We start from the raw sequence: 23,102 nt of genomic DNA, 5'->3' as shown, positions 1-23,102 counted from the left end.
GGTGAATGAATTGGTACGCCCCTCGCTAGACATTATTGCAGAAGAAGTGTTGTCTCAATTGGAGCGAAACGAAAATCGCTTATTAGAGTGGGGCTTTATTGGGGGTGCCATCAATGCACCAGAAGAAATCAAGGCGATACTTGATGCCCCACCAACAACAACTCTAAGTGAATTTCTTCAAGCCACTCCCGTTTCTCCGGAAGCGATCATTAAAAACCTTGAAGATCGGAAGTTGTTATTTCAGTTAGTAGGGAGTCGGTATCGGACCCGCTATGCCGAAACAATCCGACTTCTTTACCTGCTCAAACAAAGGTTTTCGCCACAAGATTGGCGTTCCGGACGTAATCTCGTAAGTCACATTAAACCACATTTAAGCTATCGAAAATATCCACTTCGTGATCAGTCGTGGGCAGATGTGGAGTCTCTACTTCAGGCTAAACATCATCCTGTGCTCGTACGCGATGTGTTATATACCCTACTACAAGACGGAACGATGAACCTTGCTCGCTTTCAGGTTGACGCTGTGCTTCATCTCATGAGTCAGTCCACGAGCAAAGCAGACCGTGGCACCGTTGTTGGAGCAGGAACGGGTTCAGGTAAAACGAAGGCATTTTATTTGCCTGTCTTTGCTAATGTGGTTGAACTTGTTTCAAAGCATCCAGATGCCTATACAAAAGTCATAGGCATTTATCCGCGGGTAGAATTGCTTAAAGATCAATTTTGTGAAGCTATCAGTGAGATGACCAAAATCAATGCTCTTCTTCAAGCCCGAAACATTCGTACGCTTACAATTGGTAGTTACTATGGAGATACGCCTCAAAAAGCAATTGATGTCAAAGAACATCAAGATCGAAAATGGGTTGAAGTGGGCGGGAACTATGTCTGTCCTTTCTTTACTTGTCCGGAGTGTGGTTCGTCCATGCTGTGGAAGGGTGAGGACCTACAGCAGGAAATTGCAAACCCAACGGGGCGCTATGAGCGTCTATTTTGTCAAAGCGACGCGTGCACATATAAAGTAGACTCGCAAAATGTACTTCTGACGCGAGAACGTATGTTAAAGCAACCTCCCGATATCATTTTTACGTCCACAGAGATGCTAAACCGCAAAATGACAAGCGGAAAGGAAAACCATCTCTTTGGAATTCGGGCGATCGAGATGCCGCATTACGTCCTATTGGATGAAGTCCATATCTACGAAGGGGTAACAGGCGCTCATGTCGCCTATTTGCTTCGCAGATGGCGAAATATGGTTGGGGATCATAAAGATCGTGGGATTCAGTTTGTTGGGTTATCGGCAACCTTATCAAACCCTGAGGCCTTCTTTTCGCAATTAACCGGTTTGGCGGAAAATCAAGTGACTTATTTGACGCCATCTGAGCAAGACCTAACAATCGAAGGCATGGAGTATAACCTTGTTTTGCGGGGTGATCCGTTTTCATCGGCATCGCTCTTATCGACATCGGTCCAAACGTCGATGCTACTAGCAAGAATGCTTGACCCATTAGACAACGATGTGTCACGAGGTGCGATGGGTTCGAAGTTGTTTGGATTCACCGACAAACTCGATGTGATTAATCGTTGGTATCATATTGAAATCGATGCGGAGAAGAGAAAGATTTTAAGCAAATTACGAGATCCCGATTTATATTCAGATGTGATGGCTTCAACGTTTATGGAGCAAAGTAAACTGGGACAAGTTTGGAATGTTGCGAAATTACTTGACAAATATAGTTTGCGACGTCCGTTAGACATCGAAATCACCTCCTCCCAACATAAGGGAGTAAAGGAGTCTGCAAAACTCGTGATTGCGACGAGCACATTAGAAGTTGGCTATAACGACACCAAGGTTGGAGCTGTTATCCAGCATAAGGCTCCACGGAACTTGGCATCGTTTTTACAGCGAAAAGGGCGAGCAGGACGCATTCGTGGAATGCGTCCATGGATGGTCGTGGTAACTTCGGCCTATGGACGGGATCGGTATGCCTATGATTATCCGGAACTCTTGTTCCAACCGATTCTCAACGATCTTTCGCTCCCCATTCGAAATACTTATATTCAGCGGATACAGATGGCCTTTACGTTAATGGACTGGCTGACTCTTAAACTTGCCGATCAAAATGATAAACTCGATGTGCGCTACCTTTTGACACCTAAAGGGAGCACGGCCAACCGTTACCCGCGACAATACGTCATTCATTTGATTCATCAAATTCTAGAAGGAAAAGACGAAGAGTTCCGGTCATTCCTCCGAGACTCTTTACGTCTATCCGAAGTGGAACTCACCCAAATTCTATGGTCACCACCACGCTCCTTCTATTTCGAGCTCTTACCGACGTTGCTCAACCAATTAGAAACCAACTTCAAAGATGTTCCGGAAGATGAGGTGGCCCTGGCGAGGTTTGTACCGCGTGCCTTATTCTCACAACTCGATCTATCTGAATTACTCTTAAAAATACCGAATCGAACAAAGCCCGAGTTTATGCCGATACAATCGGCTCTTCTTGAGTTTGCACCGGGGAATGTATCCAAACGCTTTGTGCATGCGCAAAAGACATTTGAAGCGCATTGGATCCATAATGCTTCGGGTTGGATCGACACTAATGGAGACCAAATGAAATCTGTTTATATAGAGACGGTCTTGTGTCAGGGTGAAGAGATGGCCGTAGTTGAACCTTACGCTTTCAATCTCACTCAGATTCCAAAAGAAGTATCGGATCGTTCAACCGGATACCCGACTTGGTACGTGGAACTAACGCCTAGTGACGAGATAGGTCATTCACTTGTGTTCCCAGAACGCAGTATGTTGACCCCCATGTTTGATCGGATCCGGTATTATAGCAGTGATCAAAATCAATATGTAAAAGTTACGCGTTATACGCCTCAAATTAAAACTGAATTGAAATATCGAGAGAGTCGGCAACCATCGGAAGCAGGAAGAATTGAATTTCAGTTCGAAGGGAAAAAGGCAGCGATTGGATTCCAGCGCTTGTCGGATGCCATTCGCTTTGACGTGCTTCCTATCGATGTAAACGCCTTTTTCCATCACCCACAATGGGAACAACTTGCCATTCTATCTAAACCGGCATTTTATCGTTATTTACTAAGTCAAGATCCGTCGATTACAGGTTCATTAAACCGCTTTGAGATTGACTGGCTCATGCAGATCACGCTTTCTTCTGTCGTAGCAACTGCGGTTAGTCGACAAAATGGCTTACGTGAGGCGCTGGAAGAGTTTAAAGAGAAGACAGAAGTGATCGCAATTCGAACACTTCAAGTTATCTATCAATCGACCGTTACGGATGTAAGCGATGTGGATACACAAGAGGATGGAAAAGTGTATCAAAAACTTCAGTTAGCGATCCGGAATGCTTCCTTAATGGAACTCTTTATCAAGCATTTTGAGGCGATTACAGGAGATATCGGTCATCATCCTAAAATACAGCAATGGCTCAAGGAGACGACCATAACCACCATCGCTGCTTGTTTGCAAACCGCCATCGGTGACCTGCTACCCGATGTCAATACGGAAGATCTAACGCTGGATATTGAAGACCATACCATTTGGTTTAGCGAAGGCGAATCTGGTGGCCTAGGCATCATAAATAAAGTCACGGGGAAACTTCGAAATGCTCCTGGCATGTTTGAAGAGTTATTCATGCAAAGTTTGACCAGTTGTCAGCGACATGAGTTAGCTTCCGCACTGTCAAGTACATTAAGTCACTTTGAAGATCCAATAATGGCTTCATTATTTGCCAATCTTCGCAAAGAACGTCATGTCGAGAAACAACAGCAATATTTAGTGCAATTGCAAAAAGAACTCGATAAAAGAGGATTATCGCCAAAGCGAGAGTTTATAGTTAGTCTCTCCAGTAAACTATTAAGAGGCCAAGATCAACCCGAAACAGACGCTCTTCGTAAAGATTTACACGAACTGTGGCATTCTGAAGAACGTCGTATTCGGTGTAAAATTGACATCCAGGAATTTACGGTCTCCTGTTTGGGCAATCCAGATATCCGCGCAAAAGTAGACCAGTTGTTAAGAGTCGTAGAATCGGATGAAGAAAGTAGAAGAAAACAGCAGTATTTCTTTATTGAATCGTTACTTTTTAACGATTGTCACGATTCTTGCCCAGAATGTTTAGAAGTGTACAGTCCGTTTCAGCCCTTTTTAAAACCTTCAAGATTCATGTTGCAACTAATGGTTCAACCGACACATGAGACGGTAATCTTTGAACAAAACGACTGGGAGAACATCGCGAGAATGCATCTTGCTTCAGGTAAACGATTAAGGGTGATTACACCTTCTGAGCGGCGCGGACCGTTTCAGATGGCACTTGCTCGTTTACTTCATGAACCGATCGAAGCCCAACTTGAAGTGTTCTATCCTTTTGTGGAACGCGTTAAAAACTTGGGTAGCGAATGGCATTACGATCTTCAGATCCGAGAGGTAGCTTATGTATAGTCGAACGGTACGATCTAACCGAGGAACCCATACGTTAAAAGATATGCTTATCTCCATCTTTACGGCAGAGCTCATTCAACCGAGTGAAGAGATGTACTTAATCTCTCCCTTTATGAGTAATGTTCCGTTTATGGATAATCAATTCGGTCATTATACCGATCTCTTTCCGCTTGTGAAAAGTAAGCAAATCTATTTGTCGGATATATTACAAACACTCGCATGGAAAGGGACGGATGTACGTGTCATCTGCGATCCTGAACGTCCCGAAACGATGCCCCTCCTTAGTGAACTACGCGGGGTGGTATCATTTCGAAAATTAGAAGAAAATCATGAAAAGGGCCTCTTTACCGATCACTTTTATATTCATGGGTCCATGAACTTCACGTATCGGGGTGTCTATGTAAATAAAGAGACCGTGCGCTCTACGTGGGAAGAAGGCGAAGTGCGGCAGGCTCTTTTATCAGCACGTGCTAGATGGCAGGAGGCAGAACCAATATGAATGATTACCAAGCTTTTCTTCAGGCGTATCTCGATTTGGGCCCCCTTCCTACTACCAAAACAAATATGATTTATCATAAGATGGTCAACCGACTGCTAGTTGGAAAAACAGCTGTAATTCCCACTTCTGCAGGTTATGAACTTTACTGGGTGCTTGTTCAAAAGGATGGAAAACTTGCTGCAGACCATGCAAAAGAAATCACTCCCTTTATAATGCCCTACATAAAAAGCACGCGTCTTGAGCGAAAGCATTTCGTGACTGGGAAAACGAAATTCGCATCTATTGGGGCGACCCTGTTCCAGGATGGATACTTTGCTTTTAAGTCTGCTCCTTCGCAGCAAGAACAGTTATGGCGTTTGTTAAACTACTGGATCGAACTCGACGAACGTAGGCCGGAGAGAAAACAAAAAGAAATCGAGCAAAGCGCCTTTACTCTTCGTCAGAAGTTCCAAGAGGAAGTCGCATTGCAGCAGTATGAGGCCGCATCTCTAACACTTCGTACGATTAGGAACGGCCACTACATCAGCGACGAAAATGTTTTATTCCTCACCATTTACCTACTTAGCCACCAACGCAAATGGGAGGAAATCTGGTTCTCTAAAGAATTCGATACAGTTGCAGGTCTTGATCTCATCCCTCAAACGATTCGCAATGCCTTGCTCATGGCCTATTACCAAATGGTGCTTGCCAAAACGGATGTTGAAGAAGACTTTGCAGCCAGTTTAACGGCGTTTGAGGAATCCCATTACCGCCTGCGGAGTCTAACGCGAGGGGTCATTTCCCTTCGTGAACCGTTTTTGGTTCGTATCTCGGCATATGAGGCTGCATCTTATGAACAACAAGATCGATTAGATCGACTTGAAAAAGAAGCTGAAGATGAGCTGACTCAGCGAGTAGTTGCTTATGTCAAAAGACAATTACCTTCTTCTCCTGAGCCTGATATTCAATCAATAGAAGAGAAGGGACGGTGTTTATTCCAAGAACGTCGCTATGATGATTCCTATTACTGCTGGATACAAGTTTCAACATCGAAGCTAAAAGCCAAATATCTGTGCAAAATCGCTACGATGACAGATGCAGATGAAGTGTACCAGGCAGCTTTCCAGTCAGTATCTGAACTCACGGAAGAAGAGCGAAATGACCTAACGCTCGATCCCGAATGCCGAGCGGATTTATTACTCGTTCAATCCCGAATTCAACTTCAAACCAATGAGTATAAGCGTGAAGAACCAGAAGCCGTGACGTGGAACTATTGGTTTAAGGCCTTGTTAGATCCTAATCACACACTAGAGCAATTAGATTCTCTTCGCCTAAAAATGGAGCCTTCTCGAAGCTTTGTTTGGACGCAACCTTCTTTAGTGTCTCTATCGGAACAACTAGCGGAACTGGCAAGTGAACAGTTATTAAATCAACAGCGAGCGATGCTTGAAGCTACGTTATCTCAATTCGTGACGGAGTTGATCGATCAGGACCACTTCCCTCACGAAATGGCTCTCAGCGTCTATGATTACACGTGTGAATTGATGTTAGAACATGGTAAGCAAAATGAAGCCAACACGTTCTTTCTCCTTCGTTTGCTTGAGGGCATTTTGCGCCTTGATCCGGTTGCAATCCAAGTCCAAAGCGTACGCTTTGCGAATTGGATGAATATACGGCCCAATAAGTCATTGATGCCTTCGCTCCTACAAGGGCTGGAACTCCTGATCGACTTCAGTGCAGAAAATGATCAGTTGACCGAACTTTGGGACCACTGGACAGCAACTCTAGGAGATCGCATTTTATCACTAGACCGAGTTCATTTGGAATCTTGGTTTGATGTAGGTAAGACCATCGGCGGGCAGTACATGTTACTTCAGCAAATTCAGGGCGTTCTTACAGAAGTAAAGGAGGGTCATCCCTTTGATGATGCCGCCCCCAAACGAATAGCCATCTTTACTTTACGTGAGCATACGGCACAACGAGCTGTGGATCGCTTAAAATTACGCAATCCTAACATGCGATTCGATATTTGTGCAGATAGTACGCTTACGACAGGGGCGAAAGCAATCGCCAGTAATGCAGACATCGTTGTGATCGTCACTACGTGTCTAAGTCATGCGTTATTCTATGGAATATCACCCTATGTAAAAGATCCACTGTATCCGAGGAGTTCCGGTTCATCCGGAATAATTCAAGAAGTTGAAAATTATTTTCGATCAACTACGATTGGATATTAAATGTATTTAGTATTTTAAAGTCTAAAGACAAATTAGCATTTTCAATGAATATACTAGCGCAGGGGACAAATACCTAACCCACAGAAGAACATTTATAGTTTAGGCCAGCATTATGCATACCACTGCCCATAATTTCATTCTTTTTAGCACGGAACTTGCTATCGACTGGTCGGTGTTGATCTTAGCAGAAGGAAAAGGCACGGTGGAAAAACGGTTCGTTCACTGGCGTTGATTCGAATATCCTCAAAATTGAAGGAACTCAGCCTTGGATGCAATAAAAGTTTAAATCCCGCCTATGAAGAGACTTCTTACTGGACGAAATAGAAACAGCCGGGTCCGGAGGACGAGGACATTGAAACAGTGCATCGTTACCGGGATGCAATTATCTTCAAAGACCAACGAAACGGCGAATATGAGCGGAGTATGTTTGGTGCCTATGTTCTTTTTCCTTACCCGGATGAGGAGAAATTTAAGGAGCATCCTTTCTATAAAAGTATTGAGCTAGTTAAAATCGGTGCTATCCCGTTATTGCCGAATGCCACGAGTTTTATGGAGCAACTCCTGGATGAGATGATTCAAGACAGCCCGGAAAAGGCTTACGAACGTTCTACCCAGCCTCGCGGAACAAAGGAATATTACTACAATAAATTCTCTGGCAAAAATGTTCTTGTCGGTTCGTTGAGGGGGCCGTCCCAGCAGATTATGGCTTTAGAACATCGCTTTTTCCATATGACGCTTAAGAATATCGCGGATCACAAACTTTTAACTCAGATCGAGTACATCGCGATATGCCAGTCGCGTAAGAAGTTCCAAGGCCCAGGGAATACGGGCATTCATTGGATTGGCAAGGTCCTAGACTGGAAGGTCGTTCGAAGAGGGGAAATCACCGAACGCCCTGCTAGGCCGGGAACGGAAGAAGAATTGTATGTGAAGTTTACAATAGAGCGTTGGAATCGACGGGACCAACCGATTGCCTTAGGCGGGCAAGGTATATATACCTGCGTATACACCAGCAAGTATATGTTCGACCGGGCAAGCGAAATTGCGGAACTGAAGCTGGAGAATGAAGAGGATTTAAGGCAGTGGCGCGAAGCCCGGAGAGTCGGCAAGGTCAAGGTTCAGCTGGATCACAAGGATGTGGATTTGGCGGGGCCTGTGGTGGGGATTCGGGTAGAGGATTAATAGTAGAGGAAGCAGCTTTCATGTGGCAGAGTATATATTTAATAAGACACCTTCAGGGTGTCTTTTTTATTTTTAGTGATTACTTTTGTGGTTAATGAATAGAATAATGAGTACATAGTGTACATTATGTACATAATTGTATAGAATGGAGGTGGGAGGGATGAACATGCAAACGATGCTGAATGCAACTGATGTAAGAGCCAATTTTGGTGGGTTTATAGATACGATCGTTCGGGAGAAGCCTCAGGCGATCAAAAGAAATCGAGATGTGATCATGGCCTTTTCGAAACAACAGCTTAGGGAATTGCTTTCGATATATGAACTGACGTTTGAGTATGAACAAGATGAAGATGGAAGATATGCTGGATCTATAGAGCAAATCGAGGATATTGTAGCAGATGGTGAGACTCTAGAGGAGCTTAGAAACGAATTGGCACGACATTTGGTCGAGTATTCGATCGATTATGAAAATAATTATGCCCAATACTACAATACCCCCAACCGTCGTAAACATGCACCTTATGTGTTGCGTGTCTTGCTTGAGGACGATACGGATGCAGTTGCAAGGATGTTCCATGCCTAGTTGGAGCGATCTTGAGAATTTCTTACGGCGCGACGGTTGGGTGATGGTCCGGCAAACAGGCAGAGATAAATTGTACCAAAAGACTCTGCCTAATGGAGAAATCTTACGATCAGCAGTCTCGAAAGGAACAGGTGAGATCGGAAAAGGGTTATTCAACCGGATTTTAAAGCAGCAGTTACGAGTAGATAAAGAATATTTTAATTCGAAGAAATAAATATAGTTATCGCAATATACGCATCCACGTACCACACCTTAATCCCACCTCTGCTACCATAAAAGTAAAACGGAGGTACTCCCCATGCCCACCCTTCTAGAATCCCTATACTACGGCAAGCTAATCCCCAGTGAAACGACCGCCCCCCAAGACCCGGAATATCGCCAACTAAGCAGGCAAATCTCTGAATCCATGGACGCATGGAAAAGTAAGCTCTCCGAAAAGGACTTCGAAGAGCTTGAATCTTTGTTCGATTTATACCAGCAGCTTCAAGGAATGGAACTGGCGGCTTCTTTTGCACAAGGGTTCCGGTTAGGAGCGGGGCTGGTTTTTGAAGTATATTCAGAAGGTTCCAAGCAAGCTTCCCATTAAGATGTTCGAATTTTAAAAGGAAATGCATGTATTTTGAATGTAAAAATTAATTGCGCCCGCCTAAAATATGGGATGAATCAACAAATTACTTTTAAGGAGGTTAATTATGAAAGCGCTTCTATAAGGGCGCTGGCGGAAGTGTCGTAAGAAACAGGGGTAAACAAGACTGGCATTGGGAGGAGATATTTTTATGAAGCAAAGAAAAAGACTGTTCCTGCAATCGATGTTGATGTTGTTGGTTTTTGTATCCATGGTTTTTACGAATGTTTCCAGCGCGGGGGCTGAAGCTTCTGCAGCTGGAGGTCCAGGGAAGCCTGTGCCGCCGGGTAAGAATGGTCTGGATTCTCAAGGCAGAATGGTGGCGAATTTCGGATCGCCCGTGATTGACGGCAATGTGGATAAGGCATGGAGCAAAGCCCAAGCGGTTTCACCTCCACATGGTTCGGAGAAGGCTGAGGCCACAGCTACTTTTAAAGCTTTATGGGATGATCGTGCCCTGTACATTTTGGCGGAAGTTAAGGATAAGCACTTATCTATTAAATCCGGAACTCCCTATATGCAAGACTCTGTGGAGCTGTTTCTTGACGAGAACAATGACAAGACACAGGAATATGGTCTTGACGATTTGCACTTTCGCGTAAACTACGAGAATGCCCAATCCGTAGACAACGGACAAAGCGAACGGTTTTACACGGCCGCCAAGAAGGTGGATGGAGGTTATGTCATAGAGTCCAGAATTGCCTTCAAGACAAAGCCGGAAGACGGAAAGGTGCTTGGCATCGAATTACAGATCAATGATGCCAAGGAATCTGAACGGATCGGTACCCTGAATCTGTTTGATTCGACGGGCAGCGCGTGGAACGATACAAGGAAATTCGGAGAAATCGTGATTTCGGGTAAAAGCAAGGGATCCGTCAACGGAGTAAATCCCTATGACCTCCTGATTTTGATCAAGAGCACGCTCAAGATGGATTTCACTCTATATAAGAATCCAGGCGTAGTTACGGACGCCCTGATGAATGTGATTGCTTCTAACGTGCTTAACGACAAACAAGCCACCCAACAACAAATTGATGACCAAGTTGCGGTGATCAAGAATGCGATAGGCAAATTGGAAATGACGGAAGAAGCGGCCAATGAGAAATATTTCAAGGCGGTGCCGGACGAATATCGGATGGAGAGCAACCGGCCGGGGACCATCGAGACCTTAACCTACAAAGCGCCTAATTTAACGAACGGGATGGACGATAAGAAGCTGCATGTTTATCTCCCGAATGGATATGATCCATCCGATTCGAATAAGAAATATAACGTACTTTACTTAATGCATGGCGGCGGGGAAAATGAAGATCTTATCTTCGGGGGACCCGGCCAGAGCAAGGAACTGAAGAGAATTTTGGACAATATGATGGCTAAGGGGGACATTGAACCGTTCATCGTTGTCACGCCAACCTTCTATGGAGGGAAAAATGATACCGCCTTGTTCCATGAGGAATTGATCAATAATATTGTTCCGTTGGTGGAAACCAAATATCACACCTATGCGAAATCGGCCAGTTTGGATGATTTAAAGGCATCCCGGTCACATCGGGCGTTCGGCGGATTCTCCATGGGGTCTGTCACGACCTGGTATACTTTTATCCATAACCTCGACTATTTCAAGTACTACCTGCCATTAAGCGGTGACAGTTGGGTATTAGGTCAGGGCGGCGGAGCAAGCAAGGCTAAGGAAACGGCGGAATATCTTGCGAAAGTCGCTAAAGATGCCGGTTATAAGCCGCAGGATTACTACATTTTTAGCGCCACCGGTAATCTCGATATCGCGTATCCAAACTTGAAGCCGCAGATCGAGGCCATGAAGCAGTTGACGGATTCCTTCATTTATTCGTCGGATACAAAGAAAGGGAATTTCTACTTCATCGTGGGCGACGGCGGGACGCATGCCTGGAACTGGGTGAACCAGTATATTTACGACATTTTGCCGGACCTGTTCCAATAGGTTTAACCCGCGAGTTATGATAGCAAAAACCAAAGGCCTCTTGTCCCTGACGGGACAGGGGGCCTTTTTTCACGTAATCATGGATTGAGCAGAGCTGTGTTTTTGTTATCTCAACGCTCTTTCTCGGATCTCCTGAATCTGCTGCTCCGTTAGCTGCTGCGAATGCAGGATCGCTTCGAGCTGTTTCTCCACATTCTTCAATTGAACCTGCGTTTCCTGGTGGATTTTATTCGTTGCTTTTTGGGCTTTGGTGTTGTCCACCAGTACGCAAATGGTAACGCCGGCACTGAAAATCGTCAGGCCTCTGGCTAGCTGATCTAGATTTACCTCGTTAAATGATCTCACGCAATCGGCAACCCCGGCCCCGATGAGGATTCCCCCAATAATCATCACCGTATTCAAAACCCACTTATGTTCTTTTATCGTGCTTATATCAGGTTTCGTGTTTAACATTTTTGATAGAATGCGCTTCATGTATTCTTCCCCTCATTCATTGAACGGTATAAAAAATTACATCAGATTATACTATAAATCCTCATCTATTATTTAACAACGAGAGTGTAAGATCGGCCGGATTCTTCATCGATCGCTAACAAGCTGCGTTTGAGAGTTTTTTGAGAGATTTCTTTGATAGCATTAAAATTGAGACTTTTAAAATACAGTTAATTGGAGGGTGTTGTCCGCATAGATCGTTACTTCTTAAGAGATAAAGGAAGGGTCGTTAGTTAGTAACTAGTAACTTACTGAACAAGATGGGAGAGTCAGATGAAGAAAAAAATCTTATCATTGGCTGTGGCTTTAATGTTAACAGTCACGAATTTACCGATGGCGAATGCCTTATCGTCGGTAGCAGAGGTTTATTATAATGTCGGAACGAGTACCGCTAATCTCGGTGATGACTTTGAAAGTAAATTGAATGATGCTGTTAAAAATAAGTTGATACAAGAGGGTATTGATCCTAAATACGCCAAGTATGTTACCTCCATGGATGCAAGTGCAAATCCGGCCACGGTCACGGACGAGACTTACGTGCATAAAGGTAAGGAAACCTGGTATATGGGCAACCAGCCTCAGGTTGAAACTGAGAATTATAATCACGTACAAATTTCCAATAATGGCAAAGCATTAACCTTCTATGGATATACTCAGCCCGGTTATAAGGATTACATGCTGACAAGCGGAAGCCCTTCGGGAAAGAAGATCATCACCTTCGATATGGATGAATCCAAAGTTGATTATCACAGTATGGAAGGAGGAGGCTTTCTATTTAATACAAAGATTGATAATAGTGGGAAGCTGAGTGGCTACGCTATATTATATGAACAGGACAGTATCACTGTTTATGAAATCAACGGAGTCGACGCAATGGCTTTGCATAATGAGGAATTCCAATCAAATATGTATCCCCTTTTATTAGGTAGCATACCAGGCGTCTCTCTAGTAAAGACCTATTCAAAGGGCGATGAATGGCCTTCTCAACACAGTATTAAAATTGTCGCTACAATTGACAAGTTGAATATGTGGGATAATGGTGAACAAATCTTTAAAGATGAACCATTGTCTAGCGATATGGATGGGAACGAATTTGGTCCGTTCGTAAGTCATAAGGACCATGACTGCGGGATCATATCTATTTTTGCATATGACAATATGAAGCTGTTCTCGACTTCGGAGAAAGATATCAATGTGGCGGTAAACGAAATTAACTGGGATCCCTATGCCCCATACCGCTATGTCGTGAACATCAACGACGACCCGCGGAAGGACTTGGATAAAGATAACGTCCCTTATCTGGGGGACATACTCGTTAGAGATGAAGCCCATTATGTTGGGGTAACGGATGCGGCCTATAAGCAAATTGAAGAAGAGTTCGTTCAGGGTCTTCCTGGCGGGCTGCATATCGATATAAACGATCCTGATTTCGAAATGATCATTGATCCTGACATTCTCATTAAGAGAATTGCTGAAGGCATAGTAGAAAAAGTTATTGAGAAGAAAGATGCTGTTGATGCCATTGAAGCGGCAGAGAAAAACGTATCGATTCAGTACGAGCTAGGTGACTCGAAGAGTGGAGTTCGAAAAAACCTCACGTTCTTGCCAGAAGATGATGATATCACGTGGTATTCCGATGATACATCGACCATTGCTCCTGATGGAACCGTGACGAGACCAGTCCTTGATCAAAAGGGGAAATACGTGAACTTGACAGCCAAGATCACAAAAGGCGGGCTTACCAGCGAGAAGACCTTTACGGTGTACGTTCTTGCGGCTGATCCCGGCAAATTAACCAGCCTCTCGGCTACGCCAGGAAATGGAGAAGTTACTCTGAAATTCCCTCCATTGAAGGGTGCAGCGGACGGAGATATTGTGGTTGAGATGTCTACGGACGGAAAAGAATTCGCTCCGGTCACTCCGAAGGAGACATTAAATGCAAGCTCCACAAGCGCTACAGTAACAGGCTTGACGAATGGGAAGACCTATCATTTCCGTTTAAATGTTAAATCCGGATTTTATCTTGGGGAATCCAACGTGGCTACCGCTACGCCAACTGCACCACCGGTAACTACGCCTCCTGCAACAACTCCTTCGGCTCCTGCACCTTCGACGCCTCCGGCAGCGCAGCCGACGATGAAGACGGATGTCGTTGTTTCCGACCAAGCCAATGGGGGCAAAGTCGTTCAAGACAAAATTACGAAGTTAATTGGGGACAGTCTTAAGGTAACGGGGAAAATTAAAACGGCAAACGGTAAAGAACTGAATCTGCCGAATATTGTAATGAATCAAGATGGAAGCTTTACGCTTCCGAAAGTGGCGCCTGGCGAATATAAATTGTCGCTGAACGTGATCGCGCCTAACGGGGAGAAGCTGGCTGGGCCTGCGGGCACGCTGGTGGTTGATAGCAAAGGTAATGCCAGCTTGAAGGTCGATTTGGTCGATCCTTATGGAACGATTCTCGATTCTGTAACGAATCAGCCGGTATCGGGTGTGAACATGCAATTGTATTGGGCCGATACGGAACTGAACCGGGCCAAGGGCAGAAAGCCTGGAACTGTTGTTAATTTGCCGGAGCTCCCGGATTTCTCGCCGAACAAGAACCACAATCCGCAAGCTAGCACAGACGAAGGCCAATACGGCTGGATGGTTTACGCGGACGGCGATTATTACTTCTTAGGTGAGAAGAACGGATACATTGTATTCGACAGCCGTAACGATAAGCGTGAAGAGAGCTTTGGGGACGACAGTTATGTAAAAGACGGCATCATCCATGTCGGCGATACGATCGTGAAATTCAGCTTCTCCGCACAACCGAAAGTGAAAGCGGCAGGCGATCATAGTGCGTATATGGTCGGATATCCTGACGGCACTTTCAAAGCGGATCGTGGTATTGTCCGGGCAGAGGTCGCGGCGATCTTGTCCCGGTTGTATACTCCTGAAGCGAAATCCACTAAGGTTTCTTATTCGGATGTAAGCGCAAATTATTGGGCCGTAAATGCGATCACGACGGCAACCAGCAACAAATGGATGGTCGGTTCCGGCAAGAATACGTTCAAGCCGAAGCAACAGATTACCCGGGCGGAATTCGCGCAAATTCTTATGAATTTGTACAAATGGGATGCTGCAAGTGAAAGCACCTACTCCGACATCAAGGGACATTGGGCTGAACAAGCTATTGCATCGGCCGAGAAACAAGGTCTGCTGTTCGACTTCACGGGCCAAAAGTTTAATCCGAACCAACCGATTACGAGATTGGAAGTTGTACGGATCTTTAACGAGCTGCTGGGTCGTAAACCATGGCTTATCAAAGTAGATCCGAAATGGTCCGATGTTTCGGTGAATCACAGTAACTATTCGGATATCATGGAAGCTTCCATTCCGCATGCATTCGAGCAATTTGAGACTGGGGTCGAAGACTGGAAGAAGTAAGACCGATTTAAACGAAAAGCCCGCTCCTGGAGCGGGCTTTTCTTACTGTATAAGGTTCTTTCCGAGTTTCACTATACCTTAGCGGAGACATGTCATGCTATAATTGGAATTGTAATATTTTGTCGATTTTAGTTGAATAGATTGTGATTTGTATGAGTAAAATGGGAACCGGTTCGAACATAGAGAGTAGCAGGGAGGAATGAACGAGTGTCCTATTTTGATTTAAGGCTTCCAGGCACAGCGATTCAATTTCATCAGGAGCTACGTGATGCAACATGCTGAGGGTTATACTGCTGGATGATGAAAGACCCGCGTTGAAGGTGTTGAGTAAATTAATCGAGGAACATCATGCTGTGCAGGTGGTTGGAACATACACAGACCCATTGGAAATGTTTAACGAGGTAAGCAGGCTGATGCCCGATCTCGTCTTTCTGGATATTGAGATGCCGGAGATGAACGGGTTGCAAATGGCTGCCCGATTGCGGGAGCTGCGCGAGGATATCGAGATTATTTTTGTTACCGCCTATCCTCAGTATGCCTTGGATGCTTTCCGCGTAAGCGCGATAGACTACTTGGTAAAGCCGGTGGAGCCGGATATGCTGCATCGTACGCTAGAGAGAGTATTGAAGAGAAAAGGGACATCAACACCTCCTGCAGCGACTGAAACGGAACCCCGGATTGTTTGCTTTGGAGGGTTTGAAATATACGAAGGGGAACAGACGGAGCCCGTTCGTTTTCCTACCGTTAAGGCGGAAGAGCTGTTTGCCTATTTCCTGATCCACCGGAATACGATGATTTCCAAATGGACGCTGTGCGACAGTCTATGGCCGGAGGTTGCATCTACGGATAAAGTCGAACATAAATTGCATGTGAACATGCATCGGATGAAGAAAACACTGCGAGACAGCGGAATCAAAGTGCGGATGTCATCCCAGAAGGGTTTCTACCGAATGGATTGCGGCGAGATTTGCGATTACGTATTGTTTGAGCAAGCAGTGACCAATATGGCGGATGTAAAAAAAGAGACTACCGAAGCCTTAACCACAGCGTTTGATTTGTATAAAGGACCGCTCTTCGCAAATAGGGACTACGCCTGGTGCGAGGCGGAACGTGAGAGAATGTCCCGATATTTTGCCGGCCTCGCCAAGGAAATAGCCAAACGGCATTTGGAAAACGATCAACACCGGCAGTCGGCCGAAGTCCTTCTTACTTTGCTCAGCCATGTCCCTTTGGATGAAGAGGCGCATGAACTCCTTTTACGGACATATAAGATTTTACAAGATCGAACAGCGTTCTTATTCCATTATGAAAAGATGGAGAAAGCATTTTTGGAGGAGCTGGGAGCAGAGCCACCGGAATTTTTAAAGCAGATGCACGCCGATATATATTCATAGTCGTATCTTCCTTATTTAAGGCACCCAAAGGGTGCCGTTTTTATTTTTTTTCAGGGATATTTCCTGCTCATTTTCATTCAATTCTCATTTGTGATGTTACTTAATATATGTTAAGCTACAATTAAGTAACATCAATTCGGAGGGATTATCGGTGCAATATGTGAATCCGATTCGAGACATGCAGACCATTCAAGCGATGAAGGAGGAGCTGAGAAAGCACTCCATCAGAGACTTGCTGCTGTTTGTACTTGGTATTAATACGGGTTTAAATCTTGTGGATATGCTGAATCTTACGGTACAGGAAGTATGGGATGGTCAGAGCCCGAGACAGTTTTTGTTTATTAAGGACGAGAAGACAGGGGAGGAGAAGGCCTATTACTTAAACAGCAAGATCGGGGATGTTTTAAATGAGTACTTGTCCGGTAAGGATTGGAACGAGGATGATTATTTGTTTAAATCCAAGAAGGATGGAGGCCCGATTACCCGCCAGCAGGCCTACCGGATTATTAATCATTCCGCAAGGGAGATTGGGATCTCGGAGAATATCGGGACGCATACGCTGAGGAAGACGTTCGGTTACCATGCGTACCATCGGGGTATTGCCATTTCCATCATCAAGTCGATTTTGAATCATCATTCTACGGCAGAGACGCTGAAGTACTTAGGCGTGAATAAAAGCGAAGGCTTGCCTATCAAAGTAGATGTGGACTTATAAATCGAATGTCATCATCCGCCAATAAAAATAAGAAACTCCCCACATCAATATGTAGAGAGCATTGGATAACAGGTACGGAATAGACCTCTAATTTTAAATTAATTATCTGCGTCGTTCAGGTTCATTGTTGTTTGAATATCTACATTCTTCAATTCCGTAACAACCCCATCTATAACAAGAACCTGCAGCGTTTCCGCGTCTTTCATAAAGCGAAAGATACCATTATCGAAGTCCGTATCGGCTTCTTTGAAGAAAATACCTTCATATAGAGTATCTTTATCATGGTTAAAGCTGATCTGATACTGGTCTCCGTCCTGAACTAAATAGGCGCGAACACCCTTTTCATACAGTCCTTCTTCATCCCGGATATGACGGGCGACGGAAACGATGTGCAAGTCGACAAAGGGGATGTCGCGCACCAACGAATTGATAATCGACCCCTTCGTAATTTGTTCCCATCGGCTATGCGCCGTCTGGCCCAAAATGATTTGCGTAACCTGATGTTCTCTGGCTACTTCGGCAATGACCTTGGACACGGGACGGTGTTCGTTATCCTTCATTATGAATTGAGCCGTAGGGTGGGAATGGGCGAACTCTTTCCATTTCTCGATATAAAAAGTTTTCTCGGCATCCAATTCATCAAACGGCTTCGGATCAATGGTCAAGACATAGAGCGGAGCCTGGAGCATATTGGCGATTTTGCAGCCGCGCTTGAGTAATCTTTCTCCGTTCGGCCCATAATAAACGCAGACAAGTATGCTCTCATTGAACAGATTATCCATTTTAAATCATTCACCTCAAGGTTAATAATGGAGCTTATTTAAACTATGTAAGACTATAGTAGAAGTCACCTCAAGAGTCAAACGGTATTTAAGAGGATTTGATTGGTTAGCGAGGAGGAGTGCGGTGAATACAATATATCTCTTTATTTTTCTGCCGTTTATCTTTGCGTGTATTGTTCCCTTTTTGTATAAATATTTGAACCGCCAGGTTCATACAGGCTGGTTCGTGCTAGTTGTCCCATTATCTATCCTGATCTATTTGCTGCGATTTATACCCGCTGTTTCATCCGGAGAGACTTTTGAATATACGTTCTCCTGGATTCCGTCTTTCGGTATTCATATCACGTCCTATGTCGACGGTCTTGGCCTGCTGTTCGGTCTGCTGATTTCCGGCGTCGGAGCTCTGGTCATACTTTATTCTATTTTTTATATGTCCAAGGTACGGGAAGCGCTCCATAACTTCTATATTTACCTGCTGATGTTTATGGGAGCCATGCTGGGATTGGTGTTCTCGGATCACTTGTTGGCCTTTTACGGGTTCTGGGAGCTGACGAGCGTATCTTCTTTCTTGTTAATTTCCTATTGGTACGAGCGGAAAAGCTCCAGGCAAGGCGCTATGAAATCTATGCTGATTACGGTGTTTGGCGGTTTCGGTCTGCTGGCCGGCTTCATTATGCTGATCATGATGGCGGACACGTATAGCATTCGGGAATTGATTGCGAATATGGAGGTTATCCAGGGACATTCGCTGTTTATTCCTGCCATGCTATGTATCCTGTTAGGGGCCTTTACGAAGTCGGCGCAATTTCCGTTCAGCATTTGGCTGCCGGACGCGATGGAGGCGCCTACCCCTGTAAGCAGTTATCTCCACTCGGCCACGATGGTTAAAGCCGGCATTTATTTGGTGGCAAGAATGACGCCCGTCTTCGGCGGCAGCCCGGTCTGGTTCTGGCTAATATCCGGCGTCGGGATCATTACGCTGTTATATGGTTCATTGACCGCCTTGCGGCAGACGGATTTGAAGCCGCTCTTGGCCTATTCGACCATTAGCCAGCTAGGTTTAATCATGAGCCTGCTCGGGATCGGTTCCCTAGCCGTCTATTTCGGCCCCGGCGAGAGCGGAACCGTGTTTACCGTAGCTACTTTTGCGGCTCTCTTCCATTTGTTTAATCATTCTACCTTTAAAGGAAGTCTGTTTATGGTGGTCGGCATCATCGACCATGAGACAGGCCGGCGGGATATCCGCTATTTAGGCGGATTGATGCATGTGATGCCGATCACGTTCACGATTGCGCTGGTCGGTGGCCTGTCCATGGCCGGGTTACCGCCGTTCAACGGCTTTCTTAGTAAGGAAATGTTCTTTGCCGCGGTGCTCGATGTATCCAAAGCAGGCGTATTCGGCCTGAATAACATCGGTACGCTCTTCCCGATCATTGCCTGGGTAGCCAGCATCATGACTTTTGTGTACTGCATGATCTTCGTGTTCAAAACCTTCGGGGGAAAATATCATCCCGAGCGGCTGAACCGCAAGGTGCATGAGGCGCCGATCGGCATGCTGATCGCTCCGATTGTGCTTGGCCTGCTTGTTTTACTGATCTTCTTCTTCCCGAATGTGCTGGGCAAATATATCCTTGCCCCGGCATTAAGCGCAGTTCTGCCTATGATGACCGTCTCTTCTTACGATCTGAAGATCAGCGCTTGGCATGGCGTGAACTATGAGCTGCTCATGACGATCGGCGTGATTCTCCTCGGGGGCCTGCTCTATATGGCCAAGAAGCGTTGGCTCCCTGCGGCCCGTAAATTCCCGCAGAGCCTGACGCTAAATCACTTTTTCAATGAAGGATTATTAGGTGCCGAGCGATGGTCGGCTTCGTTGACCAACCGGTATATGACGGGCTCGCTGCGACACTATTTGCTCTATATTTTCGTATTCTTCGTCCTGTTATTGATGGGCTCGCTCTTATGGTTCTATGGGCTCCGTTTCGATTTCTCCAATAACGCGATGATTAGTGTGTTTGATGCCGGGCTGGTGATCTGTATGATCATCTCCGCATTAACGGTGCTATTAGCAGGTAATCGAATAGTAGCCATTGTTGCCCTTGGGGCGTTAGGCTATATGGTTTCCATGTTCTTTGTGATCTTCCGGGCTCCGGATTTGGCATTGACCCAGATGGTTGTAGAGACGGTGACCACGGTACTGTTCTTGCTGTGCTTCTATCACTTGCCGAAGCTGAAGAAAAGCATGGAACGCCTTTCGTTTAAATGGACGAATTTATTCATCTCGATCGCGGTCGGCCTGACGGTAACCGTTCTGGGATTGTCCGCGAATGGTCATAAGTTATTCGAGCCGATCACCTCGTTTTTTGAGAATTCATACAAGCTGGCCGGCGCCAAAAATATTGTAAACGCAATCCTGGTCGATTTCCGGGGCTTCGATACGATGCTGGAAATATCGGTATTAGCGATTGCCGGACTGGGTGTATACGTATTGATTCGTCAACGTTCTAAAAGGGGGAAAGAACATGAAGCAGAATGATGTCATCTTGCAAAGTGTAACACGGGTAGCCGTTGTGATCATTTTGACCTTCTCGTTCTATCTATTCATGAACGGCCATCATCATCCCGGCGGGGGCTTCATTGGCGGGCTGAGCACGGCAGCGGCGATTGTTCTTCTATATCTTTCTTTTGGCATCGATAAGGTCAGGGAGAATATCCGGATGGATTTCAAGAAACTCGCTGCCATCGGCGTGCTGATTGCCATCGGGACAGGGATGACGTCCGTCATCTTCGGTAAGCCTTTCTTGACTCAGGCGTTCGACTATTTCAATTTGCCGATTTTCGGAAAGACTGAGCTTGCGTCCGCCTTGATCTTTGATACAGGGGTTGCCTTGGCGGTTATAGGCACTGCGGTCAATATTATTCTGAGCATAAGTGAGGACCGCTAATATGGATACATTAATCGTCATCCTGGTCGGGATCTTAGTCACGATCGGCACTTATTTGATCTTATCGAGACATCTCTTGCGGATTGTCCTGGGGACATCCATCATTGGTCATGCCGTTAATCTGTTAATCATTACTTCCGGCGGGTTGAAGACAGGGGCTGCTCCGCTGCTTGGGGAAAAAATTACGGACTTCACGGATGCTCTTCCCCAAGCCTTGGTGCTGACGGCTATCGTCATCAACTTTGCCGTGACCGCATTGGTACTGGTTCTGTGCTATCGCGCTTATCAGGGCTTCGGGACCGATGATTTGGAACAGCTAAGGGGGGAGGAGCATGAATAACTTATTAATCGCGCCGGTTGTTCTCCCGTTAATCATAGGCATGGTGCTCATAATTTTTCATACCAATATCAAGCTTCAGCGGGTACTAAGCTTAATTGCCTTGCTCGCTACGACAGCCGTCTCTGTTCTATTAATCAATCAGATTCATCATCACGGGATCCAAACCTTGCAGTTGGGCGGCTGGGAGGCTCCGTATGGCATCAGTTTTGTTGGAGATATGTTCAGCGCATTGCTGCTGTTGGCCACGTCCATCGTTGCTTTATGTTGTCTGATCTATGCTTTCCCGACGATGGGCAGGAAGCAGCAGAAGCTGTACTTCTATCCGTTGTTCCTGTTCCTGGTGACGGGGGTCAACGGCTCGTTCTTAACCGGGGATCTATTTAATCTGTATGTCTTCTTTGAACTGTTCCTGGTGTCTTCTTACGTATTGATTACTTTCGGCGGGGAGAAGAGACAGCTTCGGGAGTCTTTAAAATATATCTTCACGAACATCATTTCATCGGCCTTCTTCCTGATGGGAGTTGCTTATCTATACTCGATCACCGGCACCTTGAACCTTGCCGACTTGTCTCTCAAGATAGCCGAAGTGGGTCAGGACGGACTGATCACTACCGTTGCCTTTTTATTCTTAATCGTATTCGCGCTAAAGGCGGGGCTGCTGTTATTCTTCTGGCTTCCGGGGTCCTATAGTGTGCCTCCGACGGCGATCGCCGCTATCTTTGCCGCGTTGCTGACCAAGGTAGGGATTTATGCGATCTTCCGTATGTTTACGCTGATCTTCTATCACGAACCGCAGATTACCCATTGGTTCATAGGAATATTGGCTGCGCTCACGATGATCTTAGGCGGGCTTGGGGCGATAGGCTTCTGGGATTTGAAAAAGATACTGACCTACAATGTCGTCATCAGCGTCGGATTTATTATGGCAGGTCTGGTCTCCTTAACATCTGCAGGCATCACCGGGTCGATTTATTATTTGATCCACGACATGATCATCAAGGCGCTCATCTTCCTGATCGGCGGTACGGTGATTCATTTGACCGGAACCAGCGACTTGAAGGAAATCAGCGGTTTGATCCGGCGGCACCCCGGGCTGGGCTGGATGTTCTTCCTTGCCGCACTATCGATGGTAGGCATTCCGCCGCTTAGCGGATTCCTAGGTAAAGTCTTCATTACCCGCGGTACGTTTGAGGGAGGTTACTTTTGGCTTGGGGCCATCGGGCTCGTTGCCAGCTTATTCATCCTCTACTCTATGATGAAGCTGTTCATGAATGCTTTCTGGGGTGAAATGAAGCTGAGCGAAGAGGAGGAGCTGGGGACGACGAAAGGCTTGATTCTTCCGATTGTTCTGCTCACCGTCGTCAGCCTCGCCCTCGGGATCGGAGCGGAAGGCATTGCGGGCTATGTGACCCAGGCTGCCGAGGAGTTGTTGAATCCGAGTCTCTATATTCAAGCCGTGTTTGACTAAAGGGGGA

16 protein-coding genes and 1 pseudogene are annotated in these 23,102 nt (G+C 45.7%); 15 read left to right on the top strand and 2 right to left on the bottom strand.

Annotated features, from left to right (window positions below; all coding sequences use genetic code 11):
• Nucleotide 1: 1 nt before the first annotated feature.
• The 8 genes and pseudogenes from dpdJ (at nt 2) to KB559_RS13475 (ending at nt 11,527) form a co-directional block, all read left to right on the top strand.
• On the top strand, nt 2–4,462 hold the full coding sequence (gene dpdJ / locus KB559_RS13510) for a protein DpdJ (RefSeq protein WP_211022453.1): 4,461 nt from the start codon (nt 2–4) through the stop codon (nt 4,460–4,462).
• On the top strand, nt 4,455–4,961 hold the full coding sequence (gene dpdK / locus KB559_RS13505; protein ID WP_282103157.1) for a phospholipase D-like domain-containing protein DpdK: 507 nt from the start codon (nt 4,455–4,457) through the stop codon (nt 4,959–4,961). Before dpdJ ends, dpdK begins: the two co-directional genes overlap by 8 nt.
• The gene (dpdD, locus tag KB559_RS13500; RefSeq protein WP_211022451.1) at nt 4,958–7,177 is read left to right on the top strand and encodes a protein DpdD; all 2,220 of its coding nucleotides are present in this window, start codon (nt 4,958–4,960) and stop codon (nt 7,175–7,177) included. Before dpdK ends, dpdD begins: the two co-directional genes overlap by 4 nt.
• Before the next feature lie 339 nt (nt 7,178–7,516).
• Nucleotides 7,517–8,359, top strand: a pseudogene (locus KB559_RS13495) (nuclease domain-containing protein); the annotation flags it as partial.
• Between the two features lie 166 nt (nt 8,360–8,525).
• The gene (locus KB559_RS13490) at nt 8,526–8,942 is read left to right on the top strand and encodes a hypothetical protein (RefSeq protein WP_211022450.1); all 417 of its coding nucleotides are present in this window, start codon (nt 8,526–8,528) and stop codon (nt 8,940–8,942) included.
• Nucleotides 8,824–9,156 (top strand): type II toxin-antitoxin system HicA family toxin, encoded by a 333-nt coding sequence (locus tag KB559_RS13485; protein ID WP_341048842.1) that lies wholly within the window; start codon nt 8,824–8,826, stop codon nt 9,154–9,156. Before KB559_RS13490 ends, KB559_RS13485 begins: the two co-directional genes overlap by 119 nt.
• 84 nt (nt 9,157–9,240) lie before the next feature.
• Complete coding sequence (locus KB559_RS13480; protein WP_211022448.1) at nt 9,241–9,528, top strand: DUF6809 family protein; 288 nt, start codon at nt 9,241–9,243, stop codon at nt 9,526–9,528.
• A gap of 190 nt (nt 9,529–9,718) precedes the next feature.
• Entirely contained in the window at nt 9,719–11,527 is a 1,809-nt protein-coding gene (locus KB559_RS13475; RefSeq protein ID WP_211022447.1) for a sugar-binding protein, read from the top strand.
• Nucleotides 11,528–11,632: 105 nt separating this feature from the next.
• On the opposite strand, the gene KB559_RS13470 is transcribed toward KB559_RS13475, so the two are convergent.
• Nucleotides 11,633–12,001, bottom strand: coding sequence for a hypothetical protein (locus KB559_RS13470; protein WP_211022446.1), 369 nt, complete (start codon nt 11,999–12,001; stop codon nt 11,633–11,635).
• Between the two features lie 327 nt (nt 12,002–12,328).
• On the opposite strand from KB559_RS13470, the gene KB559_RS13465 reads away from it, so the two are divergent.
• The 3 genes from KB559_RS13465 to KB559_RS13455 all read left to right on the top strand — a co-directional run bounded on the left by KB559_RS13465 (nt 12,329) and on the right by KB559_RS13455 (nt 17,560).
• A complete protein-coding gene (locus tag KB559_RS13465; protein WP_247681818.1) occupies nt 12,329–15,451 on the top strand; it encodes an S-layer homology domain-containing protein in 3,123 nt (1,040 codons plus the stop codon).
• 275 nt (nt 15,452–15,726) lie between these two features.
• Nucleotides 15,727–16,845, top strand: coding sequence for a response regulator (locus KB559_RS13460; RefSeq protein WP_211022444.1), 1,119 nt, complete (start codon nt 15,727–15,729; stop codon nt 16,843–16,845).
• A 151-nt stretch (nt 16,846–16,996) separates the two neighbouring features.
• On the top strand, nt 16,997–17,560 hold the full coding sequence (locus KB559_RS13455) for a tyrosine-type recombinase/integrase (RefSeq protein ID WP_211022443.1): 564 nt from the start codon (nt 16,997–16,999) through the stop codon (nt 17,558–17,560).
• A 98-nt stretch (nt 17,561–17,658) separates the two neighbouring features.
• Here the strand turns inward: KB559_RS13455 and KB559_RS13450 are convergent, their stop codons facing one another.
• Nucleotides 17,659–18,342, bottom strand: a complete 684-nt coding sequence (locus KB559_RS13450; protein WP_211022442.1) for a universal stress protein — start codon at nt 18,340–18,342, stop codon at nt 17,659–17,661.
• A 124-nt stretch (nt 18,343–18,466) separates the two neighbouring features.
• On the opposite strand from KB559_RS13450, the gene KB559_RS13445 reads away from it, so the two are divergent.
• The 4 genes from KB559_RS13445 to KB559_RS13430 are packed head-to-tail and all read left to right on the top strand — an operon-like array spanning nt 18,467 to nt 23,095.
• A complete protein-coding gene (locus KB559_RS13445) occupies nt 18,467–20,878 on the top strand; it encodes a Na+/H+ antiporter subunit A (protein WP_211022441.1) in 2,412 nt (803 codons plus the stop codon).
• Complete coding sequence (locus KB559_RS13440) at nt 20,865–21,287, top strand: Na(+)/H(+) antiporter subunit B (protein WP_211022440.1); 423 nt, start codon at nt 20,865–20,867, stop codon at nt 21,285–21,287. Before KB559_RS13445 ends, KB559_RS13440 begins: the two co-directional genes overlap by 14 nt.
• 1 nt (nt 21,288) lies before the next feature.
• A complete protein-coding gene (locus tag KB559_RS13435) occupies nt 21,289–21,627 on the top strand; it encodes a Na(+)/H(+) antiporter subunit C (protein WP_211022439.1) in 339 nt (112 codons plus the stop codon).
• The gene (locus tag KB559_RS13430; RefSeq protein WP_211022438.1) at nt 21,620–23,095 is read left to right on the top strand and encodes a Na+/H+ antiporter subunit D; all 1,476 of its coding nucleotides are present in this window, start codon (nt 21,620–21,622) and stop codon (nt 23,093–23,095) included. Before KB559_RS13435 ends, KB559_RS13430 begins: the two co-directional genes overlap by 8 nt.
• The last annotated feature ends 7 nt before the right edge of the window (nt 23,096–23,102 follow it).

This window comes from Paenibacillus sp. Marseille-P2973 (genome assembly GCF_018101095.1).
In the GTDB taxonomy this organism is placed as follows: domain Bacteria; phylum Bacillota; class Bacilli; order Paenibacillales; family Paenibacillaceae; genus Fontibacillus; species Fontibacillus vini.
The sequence above is the reverse complement of the archived record's forward strand: the minus strand, read 5'-3'. Positions and strand labels throughout refer to the sequence as shown.

Excerpts from the sequence above, each read along its gene's own strand:
- KB559_RS13490 (WP_211022450.1), top strand. The coding sequence starts at position 8,526 with ATGCAAACGATGCTGAATGCAACTGATGTAAGAGCCAATTTTGGTGGG.
- dpdK (WP_282103157.1), top strand. The coding sequence starts at position 4,455 with ATGTATAGTCGAACGGTACGATCTAACCGAGGAACCCATACGTTAAAA.
- KB559_RS13435 (WP_211022439.1), top strand. The coding sequence starts at position 21,289 with ATGGATACATTAATCGTCATCCTGGTCGGGATCTTAGTCACGATCGGC.
- KB559_RS13450 (WP_211022442.1), bottom strand. The coding sequence starts at position 18,342 with ATGGATAATCTGTTCAATGAGAGCATACTTGTCTGCGTTTATTATGGG.
- KB559_RS13470 (WP_211022446.1), bottom strand. The coding sequence starts at position 12,001 with ATGAAGCGCATTCTATCAAAAATGTTAAACACGAAACCTGATATAAGC.
- dpdD (WP_211022451.1), top strand. The coding sequence starts at position 4,958 with ATGAATGATTACCAAGCTTTTCTTCAGGCGTATCTCGATTTGGGCCCC.
- KB559_RS13475 (WP_211022447.1), top strand. The coding sequence starts at position 9,719 with ATGAAGCAAAGAAAAAGACTGTTCCTGCAATCGATGTTGATGTTGTTG.
- KB559_RS13485 (WP_341048842.1), top strand. The coding sequence starts at position 8,824 with ATGAAAATAATTATGCCCAATACTACAATACCCCCAACCGTCGTAAAC.
- KB559_RS13480 (WP_211022448.1), top strand. The coding sequence starts at position 9,241 with ATGCCCACCCTTCTAGAATCCCTATACTACGGCAAGCTAATCCCCAGT.
- KB559_RS13465 (WP_247681818.1), top strand. The coding sequence starts at position 12,329 with ATGTTAACAGTCACGAATTTACCGATGGCGAATGCCTTATCGTCGGTA.
- KB559_RS13430 (WP_211022438.1), top strand. The coding sequence starts at position 21,620 with ATGAATAACTTATTAATCGCGCCGGTTGTTCTCCCGTTAATCATAGGC.
- KB559_RS13460 (WP_211022444.1), top strand. The coding sequence starts at position 15,727 with ATGCTGAGGGTTATACTGCTGGATGATGAAAGACCCGCGTTGAAGGTG.
- KB559_RS13440 (WP_211022440.1), top strand. The coding sequence starts at position 20,865 with ATGAAGCAGAATGATGTCATCTTGCAAAGTGTAACACGGGTAGCCGTT.